We start from the raw sequence: 26,657 nt of genomic DNA, 5'->3' as shown, positions 1-26,657 counted from the left end.
GGTTCCTGGTTATCTCAGCGCTTGCGGCGTAACAGCAGTGGAAGCAGCAGCAGGGTGGTCAGCGGCCAGACCCAGGCAAGCTCGCCAGGGCCGCCAGGGCCGGTGCGCGCTTCGGTGCGTTTGATGTGCAGCAGGCGGTAGGGGGCCGTCACCTGGGCCAACTCCGCATCGCTCAGCTTCCTGGGGTCCACCCCTGCCAGCGGAGCCACAGCGCCGCTGGCGATGAGCACGCTGCGCAGCAGGGGCAGCGCGGTCGGCGCACCGGTGATGTCTTCAGCAACGCCGGCCCACCAGCCGTCCGGCAGCCAAACCTCCACCGCCGGGTTGGCGATGATGTTCTTGTACCAATCGGAGCCGGCGCCAAAGCCGGCCGTACAATAGACCTCGCCATCCACCTGCGCATAGTTGACCGGCGTGAAGCGCCGCCGGCCGCTCTTGCGCCCGGTGTGGACCAGCACCATGATGCGTCCGCTCATCGTCGGCCAGGCGTTGAGCCACTGCCCCAGGCCCAGCCGCCACAGCGGGACCATCAAGCGCCGATTCAGGACCTTGAACGCCTGACGCAGCGCTTCTTCGGTTGTTGACACACTTGTCGTTGTCATGTTGTTCTACTCCTGTTTGCAGACGAAAGCCGCACCTTCTTGCGGCGCAGCAGCCAGAGCAAGCCGACTGCGGTCACGCTCAACGCCATGCTGACGAGGAGGCCTATCAGGCGCCGGCGTTCCTGGCGTGCAGCCATCCTCTGCAGGCGTTGGGCATGAGCCGCCTGCAGCCGTGGCCGCCAATCGGGGATCGTGGCCGGCGCGGGAATGCTGTAACAGCGTTGCCAGAGCGCCCGGTAGGCCCGCTCTTCCGCCTGCCAGCGTTCATCGTCCCAGCCCAATTCAGGCTGGCAGATGGCGCGCACCCGGGGCAGAAGGGCCGCGCCGCCCTGCGGCAGCAGCAGGCCCACGCGCACGCGACGCAGCAGCAGATCGTCCAGGTGGATGACCCCTTCGCTGGCCGCGGCAAAGCGCAGCTCCGCCCACACGGTCAGCGTGCCGGGCAACGGTTCCAATTCGCCGGGCTGTGCGGCCTTGACAACGGCCACGGCATCGGCGCCGTAGCGACCCAACAGGCGCCGGCGCAGGGTTTCGCTCAGCGCCGCCGGCAGGTCCATGTCAACCGGGTTCAACACCGGCTGCTGCTCGTCCAGCACGGGCAGGGCGGGCAGGCGATGGCGCACCGCACGCAGCGCGTCCAGGGCAATCAGGCGAAAAGTGGTCAACTTGCCCCCGGTGACGGTCAGCAAGCCGCTTTCTTCCCACACCACATGGTCGCGTGCTTCTTTGGAAGGATCGGCCTGACCGGTGCCGATGACCGGCCGCACCCCGGCATAGGTGGCGATGACATCCGCCAGCGTCAGGCGCAGCGAGGGAAATTGCGCAGCGGCCGCCGCCATCAGATAAGTCACCTCGTGCGCGGAGATGGCCGGTTCAACGAGGGGGTGCGTGAGCGCCTCGTCATGATCCACGTCGGTCGTGCCAACCAGGGTGACGCCTTCCCAGGGGAAGATGAAGACAGGGCGGCGGTCGAACGGGTGCAAGAAACTGACGGCCTGTCCCAGGGGAAAGCGTTGAGCGGAGAAGATCAGGTGGCTGCCGCGCAGCGGGCGAATGCGCGGAACGCCGCCGACCTGGCCGCGCAGGACGTCGGCCCAGACGCCGGTGGCGTTGATGACAACGCGCGCGGTCACGGTGGCAGTGGCGCCGGTCACCTCATCGCGCACCTGCACGCCACAGACCTGGCGGTCGTTGCGCAGCAGGGACTCGACGGTCACATAGTTGAGCGCGCTGCCGCCGGCCGCGACGGCCTCGCGAATGACGCGCAGCACCAGGCGGGCATCATCGGTCTGGGCATCGCCGTAGCGGAAACCGCCCTTCAGCCCCTCCTGCAAGATGTTCGGCGCCAGCTTTTGGAAGTCGGCTGCACTGTAGCGCCGGTGGCTCCACTGCAAAGCCAACAGGTCGTAGACAGTTAGCCCGGCCTGGTACATCCAGCGGCCGGGGTGATCGCCGCGGTAGGTGGCGAGCAAGAAGCCCAGGGGGTCAATCAGGCCAGGGCCTTCATCCAGCAGGCGCTCACGCTCATGCACCGACGCCCGCGTCAGGCCGATTTTGCCCTCTTTGAGATAGCGCAGACCGCCATGCACCAGCTTGGACGAGCGGCTGGAGGTGCCCCAGGCGAAGTCGCGCTGTTCCAGCAGTAACACCCGCAGCCCCAGGCGCGTGGCCTCGCGCAGGATGCCCGCGCCGGTGATGCCGCCGCCGACGACGATGATATCCCACGCCTGATCGAGGTGCGCCCAGGTTTCTTCACGCCAGTTGCTTGTCCACATACCCGTATTTTAGCACAGCAAGAGACTCTCACACAAAGACGCCAAGACCAGGAATTCCAAATGTACCCGGAGTCGAGGCTTCAGCCGGTCTAATTCCAAATGTACCCGGAGTCGAGGCTTCAGCCGGTCTGCCACAGGGTTCTCAAGTGCCCAATAACCGGCTAAAGCCTCCATTCCAGGTGTCTTCAGCGACCACATTGTGAGGCATTTGATTCTGGCTTGTATGGTTTGGGCAAACGGGGTATGATGTTGTCAGTGCGGCGTCTGAGTGAGCGCCGCAGACTGAATTGCGCTGATGTGAGGGAAAGAACACGGATGGGAAACGTCATCTTGTACATCGCCATCAGTCTCGATGGCTTCATCGCACGCCGCGATGACGACATCTCCTGGCTGACCGCCTTCGACGATAAGGATGAGGACTATGGTTATGCTGCGTTCTACGCGTCCTTGGGCGCCGTCATCCTGGGCGGCAAGACCTACCGGCAGGTGCTGGGCTTTGGGACATGGCCGTATCCCGGCAAGACCACCTATGTGGTTACGACCCAGCCCTTGCAGAATCCACCCGACGCCAACATCAAGACCTTTGCCGGCGACGTGGCCGACCTGGTCGCGCAGATTCGACAAACGACGGACCAGGACATCTGGCTGGTGGGCGGCGGCCAGTTGGTGACCGCGTTTGCCGATCAACACCTGATTGACGAATACATCATCACCATCATCCCGCTCATCCTGGGCGACGGCATCCCCTTGTTCCAGGGCGCCGTGAGCGAAGAGCGCCTGCAACTGACCGGCAGCCAGTCCTACGCCAACGGCCTGATGCAGCTCCGCTATCGCCGCCCCGCGTAGCCTTCTCCCCTTCTCCCCTTCTCCCCTTCTCCCCTTCTCCGCTTCTCCCCTTCTCCCCTTCTCCCCTTCTCCCCTTCTCCCCTTCTCCGGTCTCCCCTTCTCCCCTTCTCCCCTTCTCCCCTTCTCCCCTTCTCCCCTTCTCCCCTTCTCCGGTCTCCTTCTCCCCTTCTCCCCTTCTCCCCTCTCCCCTTCTCCCCTTCTCCCTTCTCCCCTTCTCCCCTTCTCCCCTTCTCCCCTTCTCCCCTTCTCCCCTTCTCCCCTTCTCCCCTTCTCCCCTTCTCCCCCCTCTCCCCTTCCCCTCCCTCCCCTCCCTACCTCCGGACGGCGCCAGGTCGCTGCCGACGGCCAGGGTTGCGACGCGGCCGGCGAGCAGGCGATCGGTGGCCGCGTGCATGGCGGTCAGGGAGTCGGCGCCCATCTGATCGCCGAAGCCGATGAGGGAATTGCGCAGCGCGGCCGGATCAACGGCCTGCCACGCGCTGGCAACGCCTGGCGCGCGCGCCAGCGCAATCACGCCCATCACCGGCGCGAGGGGCACGGCCGCGCCAGGCCACTGCTGATTGACCTCGACGCGACGCTTGGTCTCCCCATTCAACTGTGTCACCAGCGGCCAGGCGGCCAGTTCGGGGAAGAAGCGCTCGCCGTCGGGCAGGAGGTGCAGGCGCCAGGGTGCGCCCCAGGCTTGCAGCGGACTGCTCGTCTCATCCAGGTAGATCACGTCTTCGGCCAGCAGTTGAAACCCGGCGCGCAGGCAGGCAAAGGCCAGGGTGGACTTGCCCGCGCCGCTGTGACCGGTCAGCAGCACCGCGCGCCCGTTGTGAATCAGACCGGCCGCGTGCAGCACGGCGCGGCGGTGACGGGTGGTGAGGAACAGGCCCAGGCATTCCAGGAAGCCTTCCTGCACGAAGAGGCGGTCGGCCAGCAGGTCTGGGGTGATGAAGGCCATGCCAAAGCCACGGGCGCGGTCGGCCAGGCCCAGGCTGCTGCCCACGCTGAGCATGAAGTAGTCGTCCTGCGCCCGAAAGACGGGTGTTGGGCGCCCGGGGGCGTCAGGCGCGGCCGGCGCGGTATGCAGGAAGAAATTGAGGCGCAGGGCCGGCGCGTGCGGGGCGGGCGTGCCCCACGGCCCAAAGGAGTCGGCGGCCATCTCGGCCAGCACAGAAGCATTGGTGGCGAACTCCAGCGGCACCCCCAACGGCTGATAACGCGCGACGAAGGGTGTGGGCGTCTGCCGCCAGAGTTGATCGGTGGCCGGCGCAAAAGTCAGCCCGGCCACTTCTTGCCAGTTGACACGGTGATCGGTCATGTGTGATGACCCTTTCGAGAAGAAGAGGCTGTTATTGGGAAAAACGGCATACCTGTTGTATCATCAAGGTTAGACTCATTGCGTCAGGAGAACAAATGGCTATGCAAAATCGTGTGATACGCAGTTCGAACGGGCGGGAACCAGGGGGAACCGGCAACAGCCGCTTTGCCCTGTTCATCTTTCTTGGCTCCTATGCGCTCGTCTTTGTCACCCTCGCGATCGTCGTCATCAACCTGCGCCGCGTCAGCTTTGACTGGCCGCCGGCCGGGGTGCCGCCGCTGGCGCTCTGGAAAGGCGCGCTGGTCACGTTGATCCTGCTGGTCAGCAGCTTGACGCTGCACGTGACGCTGCACGCAGCCCGCCAGGGCAACCAGCCACGCGCCCAGCGTCTGTTACTCGTCACCGTGTTGCTCGGCCTGCTCTTTTTGGTCGGTCAAATCTACCAGTTCGCCACCGCCGGCATGACGATTCAGAGCGGCGCCTACGGCGCCGTCTTCTTCACGATGGCTGGTTTCCACGCTGTGCATATCATCATTGGCCTCGCGCTGCTGGTGCGCCTGCTGAATGACCTGCGCCGTGCGCCGGCCAGCGCCGCTACGCTTTCCGCCACGCCCGCGGCGGCCACCGTCTGGCATTTCCTCGATCTGATGTGGCTGCCCTTTTTTATCGTCCTCTATCTGCTCTGAGCAGATAGCAATCCCTCATCCACGCTGCGCAGACGCGTGCGCAGCGTGGCCTGCGCCAGGCGAATGTCCAGCGTGCAGTCGCGTGGGCGCAGCAGGCCGCTGGCCGCGACCACATCCGCGGTGATGGCCGCGGGGTCAAGACCGGCAAAGGTGCAGAGCTTGACGCCGAACGCGTGGCGGCTGAGGCGTTGCGGCCCGGCAACGTGCAGCACGCTCCCCCTGAAATCAGAATCGAGCGACGCCAGTTCCAGCAGCGCGCCGGCCAGGTCATCCACCCACACCGGGCAGCGGTATTCATCGGTGAAGAGGGTGATCGGCCGGCCCTGGCGCACGCTGTCCCACACCCAGCGCGTGCGCGGGTCAACCGGGGCCAGGCCGGTGACCAGTGAGGTGCGCACGATGACGAAATCTGCCAGCCCTGCGGCGCGCACGATCACTTCCGCCTGCGCTTTGGCATGAGCGTAAGGCGTGAGCGGCGCGGGCGGCGCGTCTTCGGCATAGGGTGGGTGTTCGCCATCGAAAATGACGTCAGACGAGAGGTGTATCAAGCGCGCATGGTGTTGTGCCGTGGCGGTCACCACGTGCTGCGTGCCGGCCACGATACTGGCTGCCAGGTGGGCCGGCTGCGCAAAGTTGGCCGCGGTGTGGATAACGACAGCGGGGTGCAGATCATCCCAGAGATCGCGCACCGCCTGCGCATCGGTTATGTCCAGGCGGCAGGTTGGCAGGCCGGGGAATGATACCGGCTGGTTGAGATAGGTGCCGACCACGCGGCCCCCCCAAGTTGCCAGGGCCGGATGGCGGGCCAGTCCTTGCCCCACGTAGCCCGACAGCCCGGTGATGAGAAGGGTAGGTCGTGCCATTCTGGTCATGCGCAGCGCATTCTGGTGGCTGCCAGGCGGCATTGGCCCTGGCGCCGCGCCGCGTCAACCGGTCTGCCCACGCAGCTCATCGAGTTCCTCTTGCTCCAACCGTGCGAGCGCCATGAATGCGGCAATCTGTTCAGCCTGGCGCTTGTTGGTGCCGCTGCCTACGCCGTACACCGTGTCTGCCAGAATGACCTGTACCGTGAATTTCTTCATATGGTCAGGGCCTTCGGTGTTGACCGTTTGGTAACGCGGCGTGATTTGCCGGGTGCTCTGTACACGCTCCTGCAAGAGGCTCTTGGCGTCCTTGTAATTGGCCTCTTGTTGCAATTGGTTGAGGAAGGGGGCGATCAGCGGCAGCAAGAGATGATCCACGCCCGCGAGGCCGGCATCGAGGTAGACGGCGCCGATAAGGGCTTCGAACGCAGCGCACAAGGTGGCCGAGCGTTCGCGTCCGCCCGATTCAGCCTCACCATGCCCCATGAAGAGAAACGGTCCCAAGTTCAACTGGCGTGCGAAAGCGGCCAGGGTATCGCGACGCACCAGCGCGGCACGGATATTGGTCAGATACCCCTCAGCCTGTTCGGGAAACCGATGATAGAGCAGGGCGCCAACGACGAAGCCGAGAACGGCATCTCCCAGGAACTCCAGGCGTTCGTTGTCAGAGAGAGGAAAGTCGGGGAACTCGTTCAGGTAGGAACGATGGGTCAAGGCGCGATGCAATAAAGTTTTGTCCTGGAACACCAGGCCGATCTGTGCTTCGAAGGCGGTAATCAAATCCATCATTGTCATAGGCATCTCGTGGTAACCGGCGGCGGTGCGGGGGCTGCAAAGGTTGACGTGAGCGGGTGCTGGCATGGCACCAACCGAAATCATCACGCCGGGCATTATACCAACGGCTGGCCCTTTGTGCAACCGGGTGGAGGCCGTTAGGGGCCAAATTCCATGTTCTTGTCCGCAACCAGAACCACGAGGTCTTTGCGCAAAGGTTCGGGCGTTGCGTTCATCCCAGCACCCCGCTGGCAAAGAGCGTGCCCAGATCGGTCTCGCCGCGCCATTGGCGCAGTCGCGGATGATCCGAGCCGAGCACAATGTCAGTGGCGCCCTGGGATGTCCTGCTGAAACACAACACCAGTTCTGGCTGAACCAGGCTCAAGATGACGGGTGAGTGCGTCGCCAGCAGGACTTGCGCACTGTAAACAGAAGACAGCGATTGCAGCACCGTCTCCACGGCGCGCGGGTGGATGCCGTTCTCCGGTTCTTCGATCAGATAGACGCCCTCCAGGCTCGGGATGTAGGCCAGGATGGTAAGCGCCAGCATACGCAGCGTGCCATCAGACACCAGCCAGGAAGGCGCCTGCAATCCGGATTCGTAGTCCAACACGATGTAGCGGTGACGGTCTTCCGACCGCTCGACCGTCCGGATGTCTCGCAGGTCGGGCAGGGCAGTGCGCACATGGGCGACCCATTCCTTGAGGCGATCGGGCGCGCGTTCGTGCAGATCGTTGACGACCCACGGCAGGTTGGAGCCGTCGGGCTGGAAGTGCCGGGGGCTGCCGAGGCGGCTGGGCCGGCGCAATGACTCGCTGTTGAGCGCTAGCCGTTGGACACCTTCCAGGAGCGAACGCCGAAACCAAATGGAAACCGGGAACTTCTCTTCGTCTTCCGGCAGGTTCGCCAGGGCCGAGCGCCGGGGGCCCAGGCGAAACAGGTTGTTCCATTCGGAAGTCTCAGAGCGAAAATAGTCGTTGCCTGATTCAGTTACTTTGTTGAGCACGCGACGCCAACCCGCTGGCGCGTGTTTGCGAGTGGGGGTTACCACGGAGTCCGGGGGCGTCACATCCTCGGGAAAGAGGGTTCGCTGCCTAAGGTGACCGTTTTCCTCGGCGGCGGCCTCTGATTTGAGCCACAAAGCTTCGGCCAGGAGGCTGACTTCATGCGTTTCTGGGTGTGATCCGACGCGTACTTCATAGCGGACATGGGAGTAGTTGCCGTTCTTGCGCGCGCGCAGCGCCTCTGGAATGGCGGACTCGATGGCAAGTTCGAACACGTCGTTGCGACGCATCCAGCACAGGTCACGCAGGTCGGGTGCGCGGCTGGCGATGGCAGCCGCCAGCCCCTCCTTTTCTCGAACCACGTCAGCCAGGAAGGCGATCACATCCAGGAACGTGGACTTGCCACTGGCGTTGGGGCCGATCAGCACCTGAAATGGGCCGAGATGCTGTCGCACATAGCGTAAGCATCGATAAGAGAGGGCTTCGACACGCGCAATCATAGCTACGTCCTTTCACCGAGCGCCACTTAAGGATGGCCAGTTTAAGTGGCATTGTACCACACTTCGCCGCACCAGTTCAACCATGTGTAAAGATCGTTATTCAACGCAAAGTCGCAAGGACGCGAAACTTTCCTCGCTTCTCTGGCGAACGGCGAGTGCCGCCAACGACGAATGCCCAGCAGTTTGCGCTAATAATTGAAGGTCACACGTGAGAGCATGCGCTCACCCCGCACGCGCACGAAGGTTCGAACGTGATCAGCGCCATAGCTGACAACCAGCCAGCGGATTTCGTCCCAGGCGCCGTATTCGAGCGCGCGTTGGATGATGAGATCAGCGTCCCGGTCCAGGTCGAGGTTCTGCAAATCGTATTCCTGGAAGTGTAGACGCAGTCCGCTTGGGATGCTGGTCATCGTCATGGGTGGTTGACTCCTTTGCGCGTGCCGAGTGATTTTTGGATCAGCTCACTTGCGCTCTGGCCGCATCGCGTTTTTGGCCGTGCTGAATCTCGCCTAAACGGATCACCAGGCGCAGCGCCTCATTCACCGCGGCTTCGTCTGGAAAAGCCCTGGCGACATCGGGATCGAGCAACACCAGGTTGGCGCCCGCGCGATAGCGCGCCACATACTTGCCCCGAATGCCGCCCTTGAGAAGCGCACGCAAATCGTATTCGGGCCGCAATTCATCGTTCAGTTCACTTTCATTGTTCATAAAGGACAACCCCTTCGCTCAAGGCTGCGGTGATAAATGCATTGGGCACCTCGCGCCACTCAGCCACCTCCTCTGGCGTCCACCTTAGCTCGAGGTGAGATAGCCGGTGGTGGATGCCACGAGCAGCATGCCCAGTGCATCCAGCGGCAGTACGAAGACCGCGCGCATCGAGGGTCATGCCATCCCCGGCAGCCCGTCAGGCAGACCGAGGGAGAAAAACGCGAGGTAGATCAACAGGACCTGGCTGACAGCGCGGGGATGTAGAAGTTAGCCAGCGGATCGTCCGCCGGGCCGTAGTAGATGCGGAAAGGGTAGTCGCGCAAGAGCGATACAGACACGGCTCGTTCTCCGCTAGTCGAGAGGCAGGCACCAATAGGCGATCAAGGCATCGAAGTCGGGTCGTGCCTCCCGCAAGGTTTCCAGGAGCGGTGTGTACCGGTTGGGTTTCAAGACAAACTGGCGAATCATGCCCAGATAAGGCGCTTCCGCCTTCAGATGATCCACCAACTGATCCCATGCAATCGCGGCATCTTGTGGCGACTGCGGCTGCACGATGCGGAGGATGCAACCGATGACTTCCAAGAATCTACGACGCCGTTCATCTTGCAGTGCAGCACGTTGATCAAAGCCGAGCAACTGGGTGGTGATCCTACCGCGCGCCAGCGTTTCCTCAGAAGTGGGCATGGGCGTGACTGCGCCGGTTTCAAAGTCGAAATAGAGGAAATGGAGCGGCTCGTCGTGGCGAGGATTAACCATCTGTCGTCCCTGGACGTCCTGAGGTTGACGCCCCAGCTTTTTCGATTGGCACACATCACAGGCCAGGACGAAGTTCTCCCAGTCCCAGCGTGCCTGCAGATCCGTCTGCGGGACGAAATGATCCACCGTTTGTGCCTCGATCCGCTCGCAGTAGCCGCACTTGTGGTGAAAAGCTTCCACCAATGCGTGCTTGACTTCCCGCGCTGGTTTTGAACCGGCAAGGCTTTTCCACGGGTTCGCGCGGGCCTGCTGGCGATCAAGGTAGGCCCGCAGATTGGTCGGCAACGGAGGACATTCAACCTTGAGCATAATTCTTTGGCTTTTTCTTGGTACGGAGGAATGTATCTACCTGGTTCTTGATGGCCGCATACCTGCTCATTTCGTCGGCGCTATCTCCTGGCGGTGAGAGGTGTTGATCCAACCATCGGCTGAGGTCATCCAATTCAGGTCGCTCTTTGAGGTCAAGTTGGTCAGTGCTGGCTCGTGCCTGGAGCTGCGCATGCCGTCTGATTTTGTCTTCGGTTTCAGGATCGCGCAGGTCAGAGACGCTGAACAGCACGTGAAGAATCTGGTCCGCGCGCCAGCCCTTGACCGAAGGCGGGTCTTGATGAGCGCTCACGCGGTCTGGTGTCATGGCATCCGGGCGGAGGACGAATACTGCATTTTCGTCGGCCGCCTGTGGAATGAAAGGGCTGTGTGTCGCAACGATGAACTGAAGCCCTGGGAACTGTGTGGGCAACCAGAAGCCGATCTGCCGTTGCCAAACAGGATGTAGATGCGCATCCAGCTCGTCTATCAGGACGACACCTTCCACCGTGATCTTCCCGTCCTCGCTGATCCAATCCTCGATCCTGTCGTATGTTTCATCCAGACGTCGGAGCAGGTCGGCGGCCAGAGCAAGCATGCTCCGATAGCCGTCGCTGAGATCCGACATCGCGGTATCGGTGCGATAGGGAGTATCGAAGAAGGCGCCGTCAGGGCCAATCCGGGAAAGTGTGACGCCAGCAGGCAGCAAATGGTCTACCACATCTTTGACGACGGCCTTGATACGCTGGGCCCGCCGCCCGGCTTCGGTATCCTCACGGCTGCGATGATCCAGTCGTGTGAGCCAGTCGGTCAGGTCTTCCAGGGCTGCATCCTCCCTGAACAGCGTAATAAACCGGGCTTCCTTCTGTCCGGGGTACATGAGCCGGATGGTGTCCGGCGCGCCGCCGAGCAGGCGCCGAAAAGGCCCGTATCCCGCCGCAAACCAGCCGGCCGACTTCTCAGACAGCAGGCCGCGTTTCAGGGCGTTGAGTTGATCCTTCGTGCCCTCGAAGACCAGCGTAGGACGGTCGTAAAGCACGCCGCTAATGCTCACTTCGGCGTCACCAGTGACGGCGTAGGAGGCGGTATACGGCTCCCGGCGTGGCCTACCTCTTTCGGTCAACTGATCATTTTGTCCAGCAATGACTTCGGCAACAAGTCTGCCCTTGGTTTGACCGAAACGGACCCAGCCGTCGAGCCGGGCCAGGCGATTGGAGGGATCAGGTCCCATCAGCGCCATCGCGATTGCCTGAAGCAGCGTGCTCTTGCCGGTGCCGTTCTCGCCCAGGATAACGCTCCAGCGCTTGACTTGTCCATCGTCGCGCACCAGATTCAGTTCGGCACGGCCGAAGCACTTGATATTCTCGATGACCACTCTTTTCAGATACATGCAAGTCGCCTCCTGGGAAGTTCCGTATTGGCAGCCGATGACAACGCGGCCTATTATATCATCCATCTGTTGCTTCGGCGAAGTGATCGCCTTCGTCCGCTGTCTCATCATCGCAGCGTCTCACTCCAAATGACATTTGCATGTAGCCGGGCACGGCTGGATCTTCCTCCGCGGGCGCCGCCAACTCATCGAAGAACGCCAGCCGCATGTGCTGCAACGCCTCCGCCTCGGGCCAGGCGAACTTGTGCGTGACCCGCGCTCGTGGCGGGGCGTTGAGCAGCGCCCGTATTGGCAGGCGACCGCGCCGAGCGGAGCCAGCGCCCACCACGACGGCGCCAGGGGTTAGCCCGAAGACAACCACGCCGATGGAGATCCATATCAGAGCAACCCGGAAGGCGCCAGGTCACCGATTGACGACGGGATGTTGACGACCAGGCCGGTTGTGTCCATTGTAACCCGTCAACGGCTGTTTCGGCAAAGCGGACCATCATCACAGGCCGGCTGCTTTAGTTGACGTATGTCGCGATCCGTATACAATGAAGTTCGGATACGTCAGAAGTTACCTGCTGCACCACTTGCGCATACCCGGCATCACTGGGAGAAACATGGATCCCTATCGCGAGATCAAATATGGCAACCCGCCGATTGTCGAGGTGGTCGCCGAGTTCCGCTTCGTGCCCGCTGAGCCATGGGACCTGACGGTTCCCGGCCTCGTCTACGATCGTCTTCGGGGGCAATTCCCCCGCAAGCGGTTGCTCAAGGTCTTGGAAGGTGAAGCCGCGGCGGAAGCAACCGGGATTCGCCAGGAGTTTCGACTGGCCGACCGGATGCAGTTCCTGCGCGAGGACGAGAAGGCTTATGTCCAGGTGGGGCCTGATCTTCTGGCCGTGAACCACCTTGCGCCGTATCCGACATGGGAAGGCTTCCTACCGCTCGTCCAGAACGCGTTGGGGGCTTATGCTGCGGTGGCCCAACCCAGGGGCTTGCATCGCATTGGGCTGCGCTACATCAACCAGCTCGAGATCCCTGGCGAGTCAGTTGACCTCGACCAGTATCTGAACTTTCGCCCTTTCGTAGGGCCAGGTCTGCCGCAACTCTTCCATGGATTCATCTTGGGCATTCAGACGCCTTACGATGAGGAGCGAGACATGCTGCGCCTGCAACTTACGACCATCGAGGCGAAGGCAGCGGGCGCTTCCACATTGCTCCTCGATATGGATTACTATCTCGCTCAGCCCGGAAGGTGTCGCGCTCGAAACGACCTTCGACTGGCTGGAACGTGCCCACACAAGAGTCCAAAGCGTGTTCGAAAACTGTCTGACGGACGGTCTGCGCAGCCTGTTCAGTTAGCAGCGGGGGTGAGCCATGTCGCGCCTGTCTTCATACTCGTACGCTCCGAGGGATGTTCGCATGCTGCTGGCCGGTCAGACGGGCGGGATGCCTGCGCCGCGGCGTCATGGACGAGATTACACGACAACGGCGCCGACGCCGGCGGATACGTCCATCTTTCTGACCACACTGGCATCACAGCGGTTGTTTGGCTGGCGGACAGGCGCCAACTGGTTGCCTATCGAGGAGAACGAAGCCAGGCTGCGCTTGCTTCAGGGGTTCTACACCCTGGTAAATGCTGATGAGGTGCGTCGTTTCCTGCGGGTGTATCCCGACGCCGCGGATGTCCTGATCGAGGCACGTCCGCACATCGAGAGGATCTTCGGATCAAACACACGTGCCGCACTGGAAGTTACTTTCGATCCCGACTCCGAAAGCCTACGGGATTCGGAGGAGTTGTTCGGCAACATTCGGACCTCCTTACCTGTCGAGGAGGCGCTCGATCAACTCAGCCAGTTCGATGACGAATGGTTTCTGGCTCAACTCACTCGGGCTGGCGGCCGTCTGAATTTCAACCTGGAGTTCGTATGAGCTTCGATTGGGCCGATTACTTGAAGCTGGCCGAAGCCCTCACGCGTGACCCAAGTTCTCCGGGGCCAGAAGAAGCGTCGTTGCGGACCGCGATCAGCCGCGCATACTACGCCGCCTACCGGAGCGCCTCGAACCTGGCCGCCAGCCGCGGGGAGCTCGTACCGGCCGGACTGGCGAGCGATCATGGGCTGGTGATCAACCATTTCCGGTATGCGGCCGATCCGGCGCGGCAGAAGATCGGCGCGGGTCTGAGCCGCTTGCGCGGCAACCGGAACAAGGCTGACTACGATGATGTCCTCAGTGGTCGGCCAGCCGCCACAGCTCAATCTTCAGTGACTCTCGCCCGTAACGTCCTCACCGCCCTCGGTTCCCTGTAGCCGGGTTCACCTTCCGCTTACTCCACCCCCATCCGCAGCATCGCGTTATCGTAGTACATCAGCAGATCGGCGTCCTCCTGCAGCACGCGTTCCGGCAGACGACCGCGCCGAGCGGAGCGATCGCCCACCACGACGGCGCCAGGGGTTAGCCCGAAGAGAGCTACGCCGCATAGTTCGCGACCAGCGGCCCGCCGTCACCCAGCCACGCCATGATGCGAATGCTGGAGAAGCTCATAGTGAGATACCCTCTGGCGGACGCCACGAGCAGCATGCCCAGCGCGATCCGCGGCAACGCGATGTCCGCACGCATGGAGGGCCAGGCCACTCCTAGCTGCTCGTCAGGCAGACCGTGGGTGACATACGCGATCTGAGCCAACGGCACCAGGCCAACTAGAGCTGTCATTTCTGTGTGACAGATGCCAACGTCATACGTGATTTGCTTTGCCGTACAGTAACGTGGTACGAATACCTAAATCGTTTAGACCTCCTGGCCGCCGGAACTGCTGGCAGCGTTGCCGCCTCGTCCCATAGTTCATCGCGATCCTATCCGACCAGTGCGTCTCCCGCCTAATTGGCCGCGTCGCCCACAAAGCGCGAAATCAGGTGAATGTGAGCATGCGGCACGGTCTGACCCGCGGCCGCGTTGATGTTGACGCCAATGTTGAAACCATCAGGCTGCCATCGCTGAGTCAGCAACTTCTGCACTCGATCTACCACCAGCCAACAGGCCTGCTTGCTGCGCTCTGCCAGTTCAAAATAGTCGGCGACGTGTTGTTTTGGCACAATCAGAGCCTGGCCAGGATGACCGGCGGATGTATCTAACATCGCATAGATCGTGGCCGATTCAGTAACTAGCTCACCAGCGGGATCAGGCGCGCACAAGGGACAGACGGATGCATGGTTCATCTGGTTGAAGTGGCGATACTCATACACTTCACAATGTTCGGCTTTGATAATGCTCCGATAGGGCAGAATCACGTTGCACTGATAGACCTGGCAACCGTGTTTCAGATGGGTGCGAAACCCGTTCTGCGTGATGTCGCGCCGCACGCTGAAAAAGGCTCTTCCGGTTGGCCGCAGCAGTTCAGAGACCGCCATCAATACATACGGCTGCTCCTCCGGCAGCAAGATGTTCAAGACGTAATTGCAGAGGATCGTGTCGAATCGCTGAGTAGGGTAAGCCGGGGCGTAATAGGGGTCATAATCGGTGACATCCAGGCCCTTGCTGCGGAGGAATTTGCCGTCAACCCCGAGGCCAGCGCCAAAATCGAGCACCTTGCCGGTAATCAAACGGCGCGCCAACAGTTGTTTGGTCGGGAAAGAGGGCCACTGGCGCTCCTTGACCGTGAGATGGCTATTGGGGTTCTTGGGAGATTGAAAAATCATGATGCACGATAACTCCAGTTGGCTGCAAAGCCCATGTTGCGGGCAATTTGGACCTGCGGGGTGATGGTGTCGAACAGAATTTGGCGGAAGTGCGCAAAGGGTAGACTTCGCAAAGCGGTTACAGAATCCTGCTTGTAGAGCAGCGCGTAGTCTTCCAGCAGTCTGGCATGGTTTGAGCGGGCAACGGCCTGCACCGCCTCGTATTGCAGCTGGGCGAATGTGCCGAAATAAAGTGAAATATCGGGTAGTTGATCACCCTTGCGCGCGTTGACCGCTTTGGGCGTCGGCACAAGGTTCCAGAGCAAATCATGGGCAACGAAGCTCCACGGCAGGAAATGATCCAGCGAAAAATCGTCTGAGGAGATCAGTTGCTGTGAGTAGATGCACTGGAACGGGCCGATTTCGTCAATGACAAGCTTCCAGAATGCGTGGCCCTGTTTCAAGTCTCGTTGTTCGGGGCGAAACAGTTTGCCGGTGACGTTCGGAGCGTTGGGATTGTTTTTCTGGATGTAGTTGACCAAATGCCAGAGGCAAAAACCCGTCAGGATATACAAGTGTTGCTGCAGGTATTCCAACCAGGCCGGTTGAATTTCAATGCCGCGCTCAGGCAGGGTGACAAAACGATACAGGCAAGGCGCTACCTGTGCGTGGAAGGCGCTCTCGGCCAGGCTTTCAATCGCTGCGTTGACTCTCCAATCCTCGATCCCGCTCAGTTCGCGCTGAAAGAACGGACGCAAGAAACGCTGCGGGACATAATTGCCGATCGTGCGAATTTCCTGAGCCAGCGGGGATTGGGTGGAAAGGTGCGTGACCACCGCGTCTACCACATCGGCCTGGCTGGCATTGGCCTGCAGCCGGCTGTCATAGACCTTGATCTGCCTCGCCACTGCCTCCAGCCGATCCTGTTTGCCCAAGGAAAGGTGAAAATAGTGCAGGGGATACCAAACCGCGGCGATCATACGCGCCAACAAGACGTCAACAGGAATAACCGCACCTGGCAATAGCTTCACGCTTTCCAAAATGGCGAGCAGCCAGTAGAACTTGTAGGAATTGGTGACATGGCTGAAACTGGCCGCCAGCGGTGCAGTATTCAGATTGTTCGAACCGGGCAAGTTGATCATATTAGCCCTTGCGTGAAGATGGAAATTCGCAACGCGGGTTATGGAACATGTCTCATAGTTCTCTCACCCATTGCAGGCGCAGCCAGGGCCGACATGGCATGTTTTCCAGTCAATCCGGTCATACGTCTCGCACTGATTCGATACGTTGGCAAGACTGGAAGCATCAATCTGCACAGGTCGTCGCTCAAGGCCGTGAGCAACAGCTCACGCAACGCAGCGGAATTGAATGATGTGGTCATAACACCTCACAAATACGGAGTTGGCAATAATCAGTATGCGCGTCGCGCATCGTCCTGACCATCCGTGGCCGGGACGCGGCCCTCATCATTCGATCTGTGACTGCTCGGTCACCGGCTCCCACCACCCGCTCACCTTCTTCGGATCAATCGTCAGGTAAGTCACCCCGATCACCGCGAAGAACTTCTGCGCACACAGGATCTTGCGGCGTTCGTTCGGGAACTGGAGCTTGCTCAGTTCGGTGGTGCCCTTCGTCTCATGCACGAACGTCCGCACTTCTGTCCGGCCCGCGCGGTCAACGCGGGCAACACCCCAGTCTGGATTATAGTTGCCGATGATGGCCGGCAGATGCACCTTGAAGCCAGGTGGGAACTTGAAGTAGAAGACGATCGCGTCGCCTTCTTGCCGGATCGCGTCGACGTAGTGCTTCTCGACGTCGGAGTCCTTCTGCACCAGGTTGTAGAGACCACGCGGGCCAGCCTCCAGCAGTTCTTTCTGCGGGAAGCTGCGTTTCGGCGGGAAGATTTCGCCCAGATCGTACGGCGGCGCGCCCTCGTCGGGCAGAAACTCGAGGCGCGCGGTGATGTGATCGGCCAGGGCGCTGCGCACCTCGCCAATAAAGACGGTCGCGAAGCCTTCCGGGTTTTCGAGCAGACGCTGCTTCTGGTCGTCGCGCATCCTTCGGAAGATGGCATTGATCGTCGGCCGGGTCAGGCCGGTTTGCTTCACGGCGCGGTCCATCAGGTTGAAGACCGGGTAACGGTCGGCGCGCACTTGCACCTCGCGCACCGCGACGCGACCGCCGAATCCCACGGGCGTGTACTCCACCTCCTCACCTTCGGCCAGCCGCCACGATACGTTCGTGAAGATCACGCGGTACGCACTCCCGTCCGGCTCGATCGCCAACGTGCCCAGGTTGCGCAGGTGCTCGTTGTGGGTCTCCCTGGCGATATCGGCGCCTGGCTTGAAGGTGCGGGTGATCGTCTCTGGCTCGCCCTCGGCGTCGAAGAGACTGAGCGTCACCTCGGCCTTGTTCGCGGTGACGCGCTTGACGTTGATCCTGAACGCCCAGCGTCACCTTTCCTCTCTCCACCACAAGCACATGACCGGGGAAAGTCTGGCGGTTCAGGCGCATCACGCACGCCTCGATCAGGGCCGGCGTCTCGATATGCATTCGGTAGCGCAGGCGCTGGTTCAGCTTTCCCCAGAACGCCTCGAAGTGCTCATTCTGGAAGAAGATCCGGTCGTTGCGGATCGCATCCCGTTTCAGATGGGCGTTCGTGGGCACCGGCGGCGGCGCGTCGCCGTCCGCGACGTACTCGCTCTGCAAGCGACCGACGTAGTTCTGATAGCTCGTTCGCTACCACCGTCAGGACATTCACTTCCTCGTCGTGGACGCGCTCGCCCACTTGATTCACGGCCAGGCGCAGCCCGCGCCCGATCTCCTGCCGCTTCTTGATCTCGGAAACGGTCTGGTTCAGGGTGCATATCTGGAAGACGTTGGGGTTATCCCAGCCCTCCTTCAGCGCCGAGTGCGCAAAGATGAAGCTCACCGGCTCGTCGAACGAGAGCAGGCGCTCTTTGTCGCGCATGATCAGCGCGAACGCCTGCTTCTCCATTTCACGCTCGCCGGCGTTGCGGCTTTCAGTGTCCACTTCTTCTTCGCGGCCATCCTTCTGCTTCTTCTTCGCAAAGTAGGCCTGGCGCACCTGCGCGGCCGTCAAGTGCTTGAACGCGCCATAGTCGTCCTTCAGGCGTTCGAACTCCTCGTCGAAGAGACGGCGGATCAGGCCATCGCTCGCCGTATAGTTCGCGACACGGTCAATGAAGAAGAGCGAAAGCACCTTCACGTCGTGGGGGGCCACCTCCGCCTGCCAGCGCATGTGACGCAGGATCGTCTGCCGAATCTGCTCGCGAAAGACGGCTGGACGTGACGGCGCCATTCCCGCGAGCAGATACAAACGCTCGCCGTTCCTGAACTCGACATAGCCCGCGCCCAAGTCAATATTCTCCACCACGAACCCGTCGTGCTCCGGCCGGCCCGTCTTCTGCTTCAGATCGTCGCCCTGATGCAGCACCACCTCGGCCTCCCGCGTGCCGCCGCGGTCGCTCACCCGTGTGCGCACTTTGGCCGTGATGCGGCGGCGGTGTGATCTCCGTCAGGGCCAGGAACGCGATATTCGCGTTGTCGCGCTCGGTCACGCCGTACACTTCGATGCGTTTCACCAGGCTGCGCGTACGTCGAAGGGGGTGAGGCGGTAGACCAGGTTCGGGCTTGTGCGGTGCGTCGCTGGAAGCGCAGGGCCAGGATCGGCTTCAGTGTGCGCAGCGCCTGCTTCGCCTTCTCGCTCTCCATATTCTGCGGCTCGTCCAGGATCAGGATCGGGCGGGTCTCCTGGATGAACTGGAAAGGCCGGCGCTCGCCCGGCAGCTCCTCCGACGCCTTGTAGAGATTATTGCTCGCCTTATTGAACGCGTCCAGGGTGATCAGCAGCACCGTCGTCGTATTGGCCGTCGCGAAATGACGCAAGCGGCTCAACTGGCTCCCGTCGTACGCGATCAGGTCGAACGGCTCATTCCCGTACAGCGCCCGGAAGTGGTTACGCGTCACCTGCACGTTCTTCATCACGCCTTCGTAGATCGCGATACCCGGCACCACGATCACGAACTTACTCCAGCCGAAGCGCCGGCGCAGCTCGAAGATCGTCCGCAGGTAGACGTAGGTCTTCCCCGTGCCCGTCTCCATCTCGATCGTGAAATGGGGGAAGCGGTGGCTCTCGTCGGCGATCCCTTCGAGGCCGATGCCGGTATCCCAGTCGAGCAGCATGGACTGGGGCAAGCCGTTCTTCTCCTGCACCGCGTGCAGATTGTCACGCAGCCACGTCTCCGCCAGATCCTCATACCGCGGCAGGTTCGCAACGATCTCATCACCGAGTTGGAAGCCCGCATCGTACCGCGTCATCCCCTCGAAGAGGCGCACGATGCTCTCCACCGCCTGGAGCAGGTGCTCCTGGTTTGCGCCGAATTTCAATTGCAGTTTGCAGGCACAGGTTACCTCAACCTTCGCGACGGCTAAAACGGTGAATCGTCGAGCATCTGATAGCAGGTTTGCTTTGCCCAGACCATGAATTCATTCATGGGGTTCTCGCCAGACCACTCACCGAGCCATCGAATGAATTCGACGTCTGATGCGCCAAACCCGTTGAAACGGTTTGATTTCGCGAAACCTAACCTGCGCAGGACACGGTGCATGAGGCTGGGTGCAGGCGCCATCATTTCCACGATCAGCGGGTCATGATCGGACACGTTGCCATTCTGTCTGTCATGGTCATAGCGGGCGTCGGTCAGGTACGGGGCGATACGGCGTGAAAGAAACACATAGTCCACGCGGGTGCGTGCCGTTGTGATTGGCCCACGAGTACTCTCGCCCAGACGGGTTGAGCCTGCGCCAGGCATCGCTGTAACCCAGATCCCGCAGCCATTCGACCCATCCCGGGGCTTTCATTCCCGCCGTCGCCAACCTCCAGCCAATTCAGATCGCCCGCCAGGATGAGGCTCCGCCGGCGGTTCCGCAACATCACACCTTCCAGCCACTGCGCGAACGCCGCATTTCCTCACCCCATAGACCGCGTAGATGGCGCCCAGGTCGAAATGCGCGAATCGCACCTGGAGCCAGTGCCGCGGGCTTGGCGAAGGGTGGCATGCATCGGGGAACACCCTGAAGGGCAGGCGAGCCGCAACAAAGACCCCGTTCTTCGGCCGCTCCGGTTCGCTCGAAGCCTGGTGAACCAGCCCGCCCGCTGCCAATTGGGCGCCCAGTGCGGGACCGGGCGTCGCGCGGTACTCGGTCAACACGGCAATGTCAGGGCGATGACCGAGCACCGTCCGGACGACCCCCTCGATGCGGCTCCTGCCACCCTGGCGCAGGTTGAGGGTAAGCAGGCGAATCGTTCTTGGGCCTCGCTCGTTCTCCATCTCAAATCACCTTCACCCGCCGGCCGTCTTCGAGCCGCACCTTCGCCTCATCCGTCAGCGCGGCGTCGAGGCAGATGAAGACATCGTCCTCGCCCATCGCCAGCGCCGATCGTCTCCTCGTTCACCGCCGCATCCAGGCACACGAAGAGCCGATGCGCCACCAGGTCCGATCTCACTACCTGCACGTGGTTGCGCGTGAACGCCGGCAGCGGCTCAGTCGTGCTGTCGAGCGGGAAGCCCTCCATCAGCATCACCTCCACCAGGACATCTTCCGCCTTCCACCCCTCCACCAGCGGCGACTCGAAGCGGTCGAACAGCGTCTGCAGCCCGGCCGCATCGCCGCCCTCGAAGTCGCGCCACGCCTTGTAGTTCGAGCGGTCGAGCCTGAAGACCTGAAACCCGATCCTCCGGCGTCTCGCCGAGCGGCAGCTTGCAGCCCCCTTCGGTCTGCATACGCTTGATGACGCGGCGGATCTGTCCTGCCGATTTCGGCAATGGTTCCGAATCCAGTGCGTTGTGCAGGTGATTCATCAGGTGTAGGTTCAGGTAGTTGCACCATGATGAAGCGCCGATTGCCTCCGTCTTCACGGTTCAGATCAAAGACAGCTTGGGCAGTAGTGCATGATCCCGCAAAAAAATCTACAATCGTGTCTTCTGCAGTGCCATCGGTGGCAAGCTGCAATACCTTTTTCACCAGAAACGCGGGTTTCGGAAAGTCAAAGCACTCTGAAAGTCCTAGCTCTCCTAGTTCAACCGTGCCTTTTTCGGATATGACCTCGTTCTCAAACCAAATAGACTTGGCCTTGAAAGTGGTTTTTCGATATTTCTCGTAGATCCCGTACTCACCGCTCTGTTTTCGGCGCGCGACCACATTGCTGGTAGACGTGGTTGTTTTGATGTTCTCTCTCGTTAGTTTCTGCCCCCACCTCCAGCAACTCTCCCTGCCTCGGCTATCAAAGGGCAAGACCTCAATCTCGGGATCACTTTTTCTTTCCAGTGAGACCGGACAAAAACCATCTCTGTCTACTACCGCAGGATCAACGTAGATGGGATAGAATAGGTTGGGCCGGTTGAACCTTCCGAATTTGGGATTCCGATTCCGCAAACTCTCGAACATTGAAGCGTCCGATCTCATCAGCCAAGTTCAGATCGTCGCTATCACCTGCTTTCTCAAGCTCGTTGATTTCTGTCTCAGGGTTGTTGGTGTAAACAAGCACGTACTCGTGGGTCTTGGAGATTTGCTTGTAGGTCTGGCCACGCTTGTTCGATTGCACGATCACGGCGGCGAAGAAGCTCTCTTCTCCGAACACTTCGTTCATCAGCATCCGCAGGTGATACAACTCGTTGTCGTCGATACTCACGAAGATCACACCATCGTCCTGCAACAAGGTGCGCGCTAACTTCAGCCGCGGGTACATCATACTTAACCAGTTCGAGTGATACCGCCCACCCGCTTGAGTATTTGTTACAAGGACGCGGCCGGCCTCGTCGGTCTGACCGGTCGCCCGCAGGTACTCGTCCAGTGGCTGGGTGAAGTTGTCGCTGTAGATGAAGTCGTTGCCGGTGTTGTACGGCGGATCAATATAGATCATCTTCACGCGGCCGGCGTAGCTCTTCTGCAGCAGCTTCAGCACCTCCAGGTTATCGCCTTCGATGAAGAGGTGCCGCGTCGTCGCCTCGTTCACCCCTTCCCCGGGCGCCGGCTTCAGCGTCCCTGCGCTCGGCGTACTCGCCAACCGCCGAGCCGCCCGCTTTCCCGGCCAGAACAGCCCGAAGTGCTCGGCGTCGCGACCGTCTTCTTCCACGTGGTCGCCCAGCGCCTCGCGCAGCGCGTCCCAGTTAATCTTCCCGTCGGCGAAGGCTTCAGGTGCAATGGCAGCCAGCGCATCCAGGCGTTCCTCGTCGAAGGTGAAGGTAGGGCGCAGTTTGGTGATCGTCATTTTCACTTGCCTCAAAGAGTTTTTCCGGACCGGGTGTCCTCGTCGCGCAGTTCTGCGGAGAATGGCGAGCGTTCGCGTACCCAACGGGCGATCAGCGGCACCTGGAAGCGGGGAACGCCGTTGACCACTTCCAGTAGCTCGCGGCGGCAGAGAATGGCCAGAGCGTGCTCGTTGCTAGTCTCCAATGTGCCGGCTGCAACTTGGGAAAGAACCTTCCGTTCTACTACGGACGCATATTCCCATAACTCATCGAAGTAGTTGCCGCCATGTTCAAATGCTGGGCTAACCACGGCCTCTACATCGGCTCTTGTGGCGACGCGGCGATGCTCACGATTCAACAAGTCCACCAGTTCCGGCGCAGATCAGTTGCACGGCAGGTATGGTTGGCCGTGCGTGAGTTCAAGGATCAATGCCGCGGTCCCGTTCATACTGCATCTGTTCCGCGAAACCGGGCAGCGGGTTCTTTGATGAGTCCCTTCGCCTCGTCCGCCCGAGGTAGCTGATCAGCAGACGGCGGGCATTGATCAAGTAGTCGCTCCAGTAGCGAGCCATCTCTCCACCGGAGCCGACCGAGCCAGCAGTAGGCGACCAGCGTTGGCTGTGTTCGAGCAGATCGTGCGCAAAAATTCAGCGCCGTTGCTCCCGGTACCAGCCACAACCTCCTCCAGCCGTTGGAATTCGTCCAGGCACAGGAGAAACCGCCGTTTGGGTGCGGTGCGTTCCACCAGTCCGTGCCACTGGCGAGCGTTACCCACGGGTCAGGCTGAAAATCCGCCAACGAGGACCCGACAGGATCAGGTTCCGTCCGGAGCTGGGCGCTGGTGACAACGTGCATCAGTCCGTAGGCAACGCCAGCTTCGGTCTTAGCGGCTGCAACGCCCTGCATGTTGGCCGACAGAGGCACTACCTCGGCTGGCAGGCGCACGGGCAAGTAGGCGATCAGCGATGTCTTACCCGTGCGGCGCTGCCCGGTCAGGACGAGCATCAACGGCCGCGGTGTGCGTAGAGATGTCTCAATCTCCCGGAACAGGTCGTCGCGACCTTTGAAGAGGCGTCCAGCGTCAATCGGACGTAGGTGTGGTCCGGCCAGGTAAACCGGTGCAATCTCCGTTTCGGTGCCGTGCTGCGCTTCAATCGCCCGTAGCGCGCCGGTTAGCACGCGCAGCCATTGGTCAATGATCTGTCCGAACTGCGAGGCCGGCCTCGGTTCCGCCGGTAACCAACGCTTCCCGCAGGTCGCGCAGGCGGTCTCGCTGCCGGTTCAGTCCTCCTGTTGCCGGTAGCGCGTGGATGCCTGCTGTGCAGCTTGGACACCCTGGCTCACATCGAGCAACGCCGGCAGAGTGGCGCCCGCGGGCTGGCGGAGGTGGCTCGCTCAACCAGCGCAGCTCGTCACGCGCTGCCGCAATCTCGTCGGTTTCCGCAGCGGGCGAGGCGATCCACAGCAATGAGGGTTTGCGCATGCTGCGCCGCTGCTTGCTGGCGAGTGGGTCGTCAGGTAGTCAATTGCCTGTCGCGCGCCCGCCTCGTTGTAACGGTAGGCATCGGCCAGGAAACGGCCCAAACCTGGCAGCGGCAGGACAATGACCTCGTCGTAGTAGATCGGCAGCCAGTGCAGCACCTGTCCTGCGCGCACTTGGTGCAACTCTTTGCAGAACCAACATCCACAATGCTTCGATCGGCCAAACCAAGAGCCGCAGGATCACCACTGCCCATGTCACCACCCACGCCACGCCGAACCCTACGCCGAACGCAACGCTGATCCCCGCGCCGAGCACCACGCCGAACCCCACGGGCATCATTGACATTATCATGCGCATACGGTAGGATGCCATGCGGAACGGAATGCCGACCGTCATGCCGAACATCATGCCGAACATCATGCCTATGTAGACGGCTAACATGCCGAACTCCACGTTGACAGGTATGCCGGGGCTTGGGCGACCACGGTCACAGATATTACGCCACCTCGGACATCACGCCGAGCCGATGCTCCATATCGTACCGACAAGATTACCGAGCAGCACGCAGATCGTCACCCGTTGCATAGTAGGAAACCAGGGAACCAAATCAAACGGCAGGCGCGACAAGACACCCTCGATAATGTTAGTGCCAGGCGTTTCAAAGCGGAAAGAACATCAGGAACGCGGTGAATAGGACCATTATCAACGTTACCGGTTGCACTAGGTGCGTTCCATCATCGCGTCGGGTTGCTCAGCCGCAAGCCTAAGGCAAACGGAAGGGTAAACGGAAGAACATACACCCATACGAAAGGTTGGCTGATCAGGGTCAAGGCCGCCAACCAGCAGTACGGCGAGAAGTGGTATGATCTGCAACAAGGAGATCGTTTGGCAGGCATAGCGAGCCAGCGCGGCGTTGGCCGCGAACTCCTTGCGCAGATGGAAGGGATTAGTATATAGCGCAGATCGGGATGGATCCGTCGCAGGTGGTCGGCCAGCGTAAAGGGCTTTGAAGTAGGTCCAGTACAGCAGGCGGGCGCAGCCACTTCGCCACCAGGTGATCCACTCGGACCAGCGTGACGGCGTCACGGTTGCCCCCGCCCAGTCCCAACACCGCCATCAGCCAGCGCAAGAACTCCCGCACCGGGAGCACGCCCGTCACCGCCAGGATCACGAGGAGCACGATCACCATCCCCACGACCCAGTTCCTCGCTTCATCCTGCCGCGCGCCGAGCCAGCCGGCCAGCCGTCCCACCGCCGCGGGCGTCGTCCACAGGGAGTGCGCAAGCCACTGCCTGACTCGCACCCTGACGCCGCGGTAGCCCGCGGCCTCGCGCTCAAACTGCGTCCGGATCCATGCCTCATCCTGGCCCGTTCACCTGCGCCTCGAAAACGGTGTACGCGGCCATCTGCAGGAGAAATGGGTGGCGACCGCCAAGCTTGCGGGCCAACGCCTGGTCATGCCGCCCAACGCAGGTTGGCTCGCAACCGCCGTCGAGGGGAGACGCACCAGCGCACTCGCCTCATCTTCGGACAGTTCTTCCAGGTAACGGGTGTTGCCCAGGTTGAAGAAGCGTGAAACCGAGCGCACCCGGCTGCCGTAAAAGCTGAGGGGACGGGCCGAGGCAATGATCAGCATCAGCACCTGGTCATCCATCGCCGCGCGCAACGCGTCGAAGAAGTGGTCGTCGAACTCGGTCGGTGCATCCAGGAGCGCCTCGAACTCGTCCAAACACAGGACGCAGCGCAGCCCCGCCTCGGCCATCGTCTGCAGGCCCTGGCGAAACGTCGGCAGGTCGCGGCACGGGGTCGGCCAGGCTGGGAGCAGGGATCCTTTAGGGTGCCATCTGCGGGCCGTCGCGAGTGCGTTTCCCACCGTCTGCAAGAATCCGGCCAGGTTGCGCACCCGTGCATCCTGCAGACTCACGTAGCTCACCAGGAACCACTGCGATGCCTGCACCCGCCTGGGTAAGTCTGGTAGAGGTGGTAGAGCAGCGAGCTCTTCCCGATGCGCGGCGGCCCCACCACGCCCACGCTCGTCATCTGCGCGCCGGACATCCGCTGGATGATGAAACGGATCTTGGGTACGGCCAACGAACCGCGGCGGGTCCACTGATGCGGCGCCGTAGAAGAAGGGATTGGTCGGTGCGGTGTTCGCCATTCGGGCGCTCCCTATTCCGTCAGTCCGGTCACCAGGCGGTCGGCCTGGGTCGTCTCGTCGCCAAAATCATCGAAGTACTGCCGGAAGCGTGCTTCGACCCCACGGCTCGCCGCGTGCGCATTGCCGGTACGACGCGCACGAGAAGCGGGCGTCGCAATAGCGACAGATATCGGTCGCAAAGGTGCGTTGTCCCCGGCAGCCGAGCTTGCAGCGTCGTCAGGTCCGGCGGCGCAAAGCAGCCGTCCTCGATCTCATCCACCGTCTCCCCGAACTCGCGCACCGTCTCCGCCACGTGCCCCGGCTCGAACGGAATCGGGATCACCGGCTCCCAGCGGCCCAACTCATACGCCATCCGGCGCTCATCCCGCACGTTGGCCGCCTGCTTCAGCGCCTCCGGCAGTTGCGTGCAGATCACGGCCGTCTCGTCCAGCCGCTGTCCCCGCAGGTTCTGCCAGATATGCGCGTACACGTTCAACTGCCGCTCGTAGTCCTCGATATTCGCCCGGATCGCCTCCGTCTCGTGCGTCTTTATATCGTACATCACCACGCGCTCGTCCTCCCGCA

At 61.4% G+C, this 26,657-nt stretch carries 29 protein-coding genes and 1 pseudogene; 5 read left to right on the top strand and 25 right to left on the bottom strand.

All coding sequences use genetic code 11. From position 1 onward, the window contains the following. Window positions 1-14: 14 nt before the first annotated feature. Together IPF85_RS25770 and IPF85_RS25765 are read right to left on the bottom strand one after the other, a co-directional pair. Window positions 15-602, bottom strand: a complete 588-nt coding sequence (locus IPF85_RS25770) for a nitroreductase family deazaflavin-dependent oxidoreductase (protein WP_343410916.1) — start codon at window positions 600-602, stop codon at window positions 15-17. After that, window positions 599-2,377 carry a glycerol-3-phosphate dehydrogenase/oxidase gene (locus tag IPF85_RS25765; protein WP_343410915.1) on the bottom strand — a complete coding sequence of 593 codons (1,779 nt, stop codon included), beginning with the start codon at window positions 2,375-2,377 and terminating at the stop codon, window positions 599-601. Before IPF85_RS25765 ends, IPF85_RS25770 begins: the two co-directional genes overlap by 4 nt. Before the next feature lie 315 nt (window positions 2,378-2,692). On the opposite strand from IPF85_RS25765, the gene IPF85_RS25760 reads away from it, so the two are divergent. Together IPF85_RS25760 and IPF85_RS25755 are read left to right on the top strand one after the other, a co-directional pair. After that, on the top strand, window positions 2,693-3,223 hold the full coding sequence (locus IPF85_RS25760; RefSeq protein WP_343410914.1) for a dihydrofolate reductase family protein: 531 nt from the start codon (window positions 2,693-2,695) through the stop codon (window positions 3,221-3,223). Window positions 3,224-4,630: 1,407 nt separating this feature from the next. Beyond that, window positions 4,631-5,215, top strand: a complete 585-nt coding sequence (locus IPF85_RS25755) for a cytochrome c oxidase subunit 3 (RefSeq protein WP_343410913.1) — start codon at window positions 4,631-4,633, stop codon at window positions 5,213-5,215. Here the strand turns inward: IPF85_RS25755 and IPF85_RS25750 are convergent. The 8 genes from IPF85_RS25750 to IPF85_RS25715 form a co-directional block, all read right to left on the bottom strand. Further along, window positions 5,203-6,087: a sugar nucleotide-binding protein gene (locus IPF85_RS25750; RefSeq protein WP_343410912.1), complete on the bottom strand. Its 885-nt coding sequence runs from the start codon at window positions 6,085-6,087 to the stop codon at window positions 5,203-5,205. The two genes, IPF85_RS25755 and IPF85_RS25750, sit on opposite strands and share 13 nt — an antisense overlap. Window positions 6,088-6,141: 54 nt before the next feature. Further along, window positions 6,142-6,969 (bottom strand): ribonuclease III, encoded by an 828-nt coding sequence (rnc, locus tag IPF85_RS25745; RefSeq protein WP_343410911.1) that lies wholly within the window; start codon window positions 6,967-6,969, stop codon window positions 6,142-6,144. A gap of 115 nt (window positions 6,970-7,084) precedes the next feature. Further along, entirely contained in the window at window positions 7,085-8,356 is a 1,272-nt protein-coding gene (locus tag IPF85_RS25740; protein ID WP_343410910.1) for an AAA family ATPase, read from the bottom strand. Between the two features lie 188 nt (window positions 8,357-8,544). Then, on the bottom strand, window positions 8,545-8,772 hold the full coding sequence (locus IPF85_RS25735) for a hypothetical protein (protein ID WP_343410909.1): 228 nt from the start codon (window positions 8,770-8,772) through the stop codon (window positions 8,545-8,547). 40 nt (window positions 8,773-8,812) lie between these two features. After that, window positions 8,813-9,064, bottom strand: a complete 252-nt coding sequence (locus IPF85_RS25730) for a hypothetical protein (protein ID WP_343410908.1) — start codon at window positions 9,062-9,064, stop codon at window positions 8,813-8,815. A gap of 351 nt (window positions 9,065-9,415) precedes the next feature. Continuing rightward, the gene (locus IPF85_RS25725; protein ID WP_343410907.1) at window positions 9,416-10,129 is read right to left on the bottom strand and encodes an HNH endonuclease signature motif containing protein; all 714 of its coding nucleotides are present in this window, start codon (window positions 10,127-10,129) and stop codon (window positions 9,416-9,418) included. Further along, a complete protein-coding gene (locus IPF85_RS25720; protein ID WP_343410906.1) occupies window positions 10,116-11,516 on the bottom strand; it encodes an AAA family ATPase in 1,401 nt (466 codons plus the stop codon). Before IPF85_RS25720 ends, IPF85_RS25725 begins: the two co-directional genes overlap by 14 nt. Window positions 11,517-11,574: 58 nt before the next feature. Further along, window positions 11,575-11,877 carry a hypothetical protein gene (locus IPF85_RS25715; RefSeq protein ID WP_343410905.1) on the bottom strand — a complete coding sequence of 101 codons (303 nt, stop codon included), beginning with the start codon at window positions 11,875-11,877 and terminating at the stop codon, window positions 11,575-11,577. 244 nt (window positions 11,878-12,121) lie between these two features. Between IPF85_RS25715 and IPF85_RS25710 the strand changes: the two genes are divergently transcribed. The 3 genes from IPF85_RS25710 to IPF85_RS25700 are packed head-to-tail and all read left to right on the top strand — an operon-like array spanning window position 12,122 to window position 13,813. Then, window positions 12,122-13,147, top strand: coding sequence for a TIGR04255 family protein (locus tag IPF85_RS25710; protein WP_343410904.1), 1,026 nt, complete (start codon window positions 12,122-12,124; stop codon window positions 13,145-13,147). After that, complete coding sequence (locus IPF85_RS25705) at window positions 13,080-13,436, top strand: hypothetical protein (protein ID WP_343410903.1); 357 nt, start codon at window positions 13,080-13,082, stop codon at window positions 13,434-13,436. The genes IPF85_RS25710 and IPF85_RS25705 overlap by 68 nt, the downstream gene beginning before the upstream one ends. Further along, on the top strand, window positions 13,433-13,813 hold the full coding sequence (locus IPF85_RS25700; RefSeq protein ID WP_343410902.1) for a hypothetical protein: 381 nt from the start codon (window positions 13,433-13,435) through the stop codon (window positions 13,811-13,813). Before IPF85_RS25705 ends, IPF85_RS25700 begins: the two co-directional genes overlap by 4 nt. 160 nt (window positions 13,814-13,973) lie before the next feature. On the opposite strand, the gene IPF85_RS25695 is transcribed toward IPF85_RS25700, so the two are convergent. From IPF85_RS25695 to IPF85_RS25625, 15 genes and pseudogenes are all read right to left on the bottom strand, one after another. Beyond that, window positions 13,974-14,216, bottom strand: a complete 243-nt coding sequence (locus tag IPF85_RS25695; protein ID WP_343410901.1) for a hypothetical protein — start codon at window positions 14,214-14,216, stop codon at window positions 13,974-13,976. Window positions 14,217-14,380: 164 nt separating this feature from the next. Continuing rightward, entirely contained in the window at window positions 14,381-15,199 is an 819-nt protein-coding gene (locus IPF85_RS25690; protein WP_343410900.1) for a bifunctional class I SAM-dependent methyltransferase/HIT family protein, read from the bottom strand. Further along, complete coding sequence (locus IPF85_RS25685) at window positions 15,196-16,320, bottom strand: HNH endonuclease domain-containing protein (protein ID WP_343410899.1); 1,125 nt, start codon at window positions 16,318-16,320, stop codon at window positions 15,196-15,198. The genes IPF85_RS25690 and IPF85_RS25685 overlap by 4 nt, the downstream gene beginning before the upstream one ends. Before the next feature lie 324 nt (window positions 16,321-16,644). After that, on the bottom strand, window positions 16,645-17,580 hold the full coding sequence (locus IPF85_RS25680) for a hypothetical protein (RefSeq protein ID WP_343410898.1): 936 nt from the start codon (window positions 17,578-17,580) through the stop codon (window positions 16,645-16,647). A gap of 200 nt (window positions 17,581-17,780) precedes the next feature. After that, a complete protein-coding gene (locus IPF85_RS25675; RefSeq protein WP_343410897.1) occupies window positions 17,781-18,638 on the bottom strand; it encodes a hypothetical protein in 858 nt (285 codons plus the stop codon). Window positions 18,639-18,667: 29 nt separating this feature from the next. After that, window positions 18,668-19,588 carry a DEAD/DEAH box helicase family protein gene (locus IPF85_RS25670; protein ID WP_343410896.1) on the bottom strand — a complete coding sequence of 307 codons (921 nt, stop codon included), beginning with the start codon at window positions 19,586-19,588 and terminating at the stop codon, window positions 18,668-18,670. A 41-nt stretch (window positions 19,589-19,629) separates the two neighbouring features. Continuing rightward, on the bottom strand, window positions 19,630-19,944 hold the full coding sequence (locus IPF85_RS25665) for a hypothetical protein (RefSeq protein ID WP_343410895.1): 315 nt from the start codon (window positions 19,942-19,944) through the stop codon (window positions 19,630-19,632). A 114-nt stretch (window positions 19,945-20,058) separates the two neighbouring features. Beyond that, window positions 20,059-20,532 (bottom strand): hypothetical protein, encoded by a 474-nt coding sequence (locus IPF85_RS25660; RefSeq protein WP_343410894.1) that lies wholly within the window; start codon window positions 20,530-20,532, stop codon window positions 20,059-20,061. A 47-nt stretch (window positions 20,533-20,579) separates the two neighbouring features. Then, window positions 20,580-20,822, bottom strand: coding sequence for a hypothetical protein (locus IPF85_RS25655; protein WP_343410893.1), 243 nt, complete (start codon window positions 20,820-20,822; stop codon window positions 20,580-20,582). A 747-nt stretch (window positions 20,823-21,569) separates the two neighbouring features. Continuing rightward, window positions 21,570-22,472 carry a site-specific DNA-methyltransferase gene (locus IPF85_RS25650; protein WP_343410892.1) on the bottom strand — a complete coding sequence of 301 codons (903 nt, stop codon included), beginning with the start codon at window positions 22,470-22,472 and terminating at the stop codon, window positions 21,570-21,572. Between the two features lie 11 nt (window positions 22,473-22,483). Further along, window positions 22,484-22,813, bottom strand: a complete 330-nt coding sequence (locus tag IPF85_RS25645; protein WP_343410891.1) for a hypothetical protein — start codon at window positions 22,811-22,813, stop codon at window positions 22,484-22,486. 1,161 nt (window positions 22,814-23,974) lie between these two features. Then, window positions 23,975-24,376 (bottom strand): hypothetical protein, encoded by a 402-nt coding sequence (locus IPF85_RS25640; RefSeq protein ID WP_343410890.1) that lies wholly within the window; start codon window positions 24,374-24,376, stop codon window positions 23,975-23,977. Window positions 24,377-24,881: 505 nt separating this feature from the next. Further along, window positions 24,882-25,238 carry a hypothetical protein gene (locus IPF85_RS25635; protein ID WP_343410889.1) on the bottom strand — a complete coding sequence of 119 codons (357 nt, stop codon included), beginning with the start codon at window positions 25,236-25,238 and terminating at the stop codon, window positions 24,882-24,884. 69 nt (window positions 25,239-25,307) lie between these two features. Then, window positions 25,308-26,093 (bottom strand): hypothetical protein, encoded by a 786-nt coding sequence (locus IPF85_RS25630; protein ID WP_343410888.1) that lies wholly within the window; start codon window positions 26,091-26,093, stop codon window positions 25,308-25,310. A gap of 28 nt (window positions 26,094-26,121) precedes the next feature. Further along, window positions 26,122-26,657 (bottom strand): annotated as a pseudogene (locus tag IPF85_RS25625) (hypothetical protein); the annotation flags it as partial.

The organism is Candidatus Amarolinea dominans (assembly GCF_016704685.1).
GTDB lineage: Bacteria > Chloroflexota > Anaerolineae > SSC4 > Amarolineaceae > Amarolinea > Amarolinea dominans.
This window is presented reverse-complemented; position numbering and strand designations above follow the sequence as displayed.

Coding starts and splice junctions, on each gene's coding strand:
- IPF85_RS25770 (WP_343410916.1), bottom strand. CDS start 602: ATGACAACGACAAGTGTGTCAACAACCGAAGAAGCGCTGCGTCAGGCG.
- IPF85_RS25765 (WP_343410915.1), bottom strand. CDS start 2,377: ATGTGGACAAGCAACTGGCGTGAAGAAACCTGGGCGCACCTCGATCAG.
- IPF85_RS25760 (WP_343410914.1), top strand. CDS start 2,693: ATGGGAAACGTCATCTTGTACATCGCCATCAGTCTCGATGGCTTCATC.
- IPF85_RS25755 (WP_343410913.1), top strand. CDS start 4,631: ATGCAAAATCGTGTGATACGCAGTTCGAACGGGCGGGAACCAGGGGGA.
- IPF85_RS25750 (WP_343410912.1), bottom strand. CDS start 6,087: ATGACCAGAATGGCACGACCTACCCTTCTCATCACCGGGCTGTCGGGC.
- rnc (WP_343410911.1), bottom strand. CDS start 6,969: ATGCCCGGCGTGATGATTTCGGTTGGTGCCATGCCAGCACCCGCTCAC.
- IPF85_RS25740 (WP_343410910.1), bottom strand. CDS start 8,356: ATGATTGCGCGTGTCGAAGCCCTCTCTTATCGATGCTTACGCTATGTG.
- IPF85_RS25735 (WP_343410909.1), bottom strand. CDS start 8,772: ATGACGATGACCAGCATCCCAAGCGGACTGCGTCTACACTTCCAGGAA.
- IPF85_RS25730 (WP_343410908.1), bottom strand. CDS start 9,064: ATGAACAATGAAAGTGAACTGAACGATGAATTGCGGCCCGAATACGAT.
- IPF85_RS25725 (WP_343410907.1), bottom strand. CDS start 10,129: ATGCTCAAGGTTGAATGTCCTCCGTTGCCGACCAATCTGCGGGCCTAC.
- IPF85_RS25720 (WP_343410906.1), bottom strand. CDS start 11,516: ATGTATCTGAAAAGAGTGGTCATCGAGAATATCAAGTGCTTCGGCCGT.
- IPF85_RS25710 (WP_343410904.1), top strand. CDS start 12,122: ATGGATCCCTATCGCGAGATCAAATATGGCAACCCGCCGATTGTCGAG.
- IPF85_RS25700 (WP_343410902.1), top strand. CDS start 13,433: ATGAGCTTCGATTGGGCCGATTACTTGAAGCTGGCCGAAGCCCTCACG.
- IPF85_RS25695 (WP_343410901.1), bottom strand. CDS start 14,216: ATGACAGCTCTAGTTGGCCTGGTGCCGTTGGCTCAGATCGCGTATGTC.
- IPF85_RS25690 (WP_343410900.1), bottom strand. CDS start 15,199: ATGATTTTTCAATCTCCCAAGAACCCCAATAGCCATCTCACGGTCAAG.
- IPF85_RS25685 (WP_343410899.1), bottom strand. CDS start 16,320: ATGATCAACTTGCCCGGTTCGAACAATCTGAATACTGCACCGCTGGCG.
- IPF85_RS25660 (WP_343410894.1), bottom strand. CDS start 20,532: ATGGAGAACGAGCGAGGCCCAAGAACGATTCGCCTGCTTACCCTCAAC.
- IPF85_RS25650 (WP_343410892.1), bottom strand. CDS start 22,472: ATGACGATCACCAAACTGCGCCCTACCTTCACCTTCGACGAGGAACGC.
- IPF85_RS25640 (WP_343410890.1), bottom strand. CDS start 24,376: ATGTTAGCCGTCTACATAGGCATGATGTTCGGCATGATGTTCGGCATG.
- IPF85_RS25630 (WP_343410888.1), bottom strand. CDS start 26,093: ATGGCGAACACCGCACCGACCAATCCCTTCTTCTACGGCGCCGCATCA.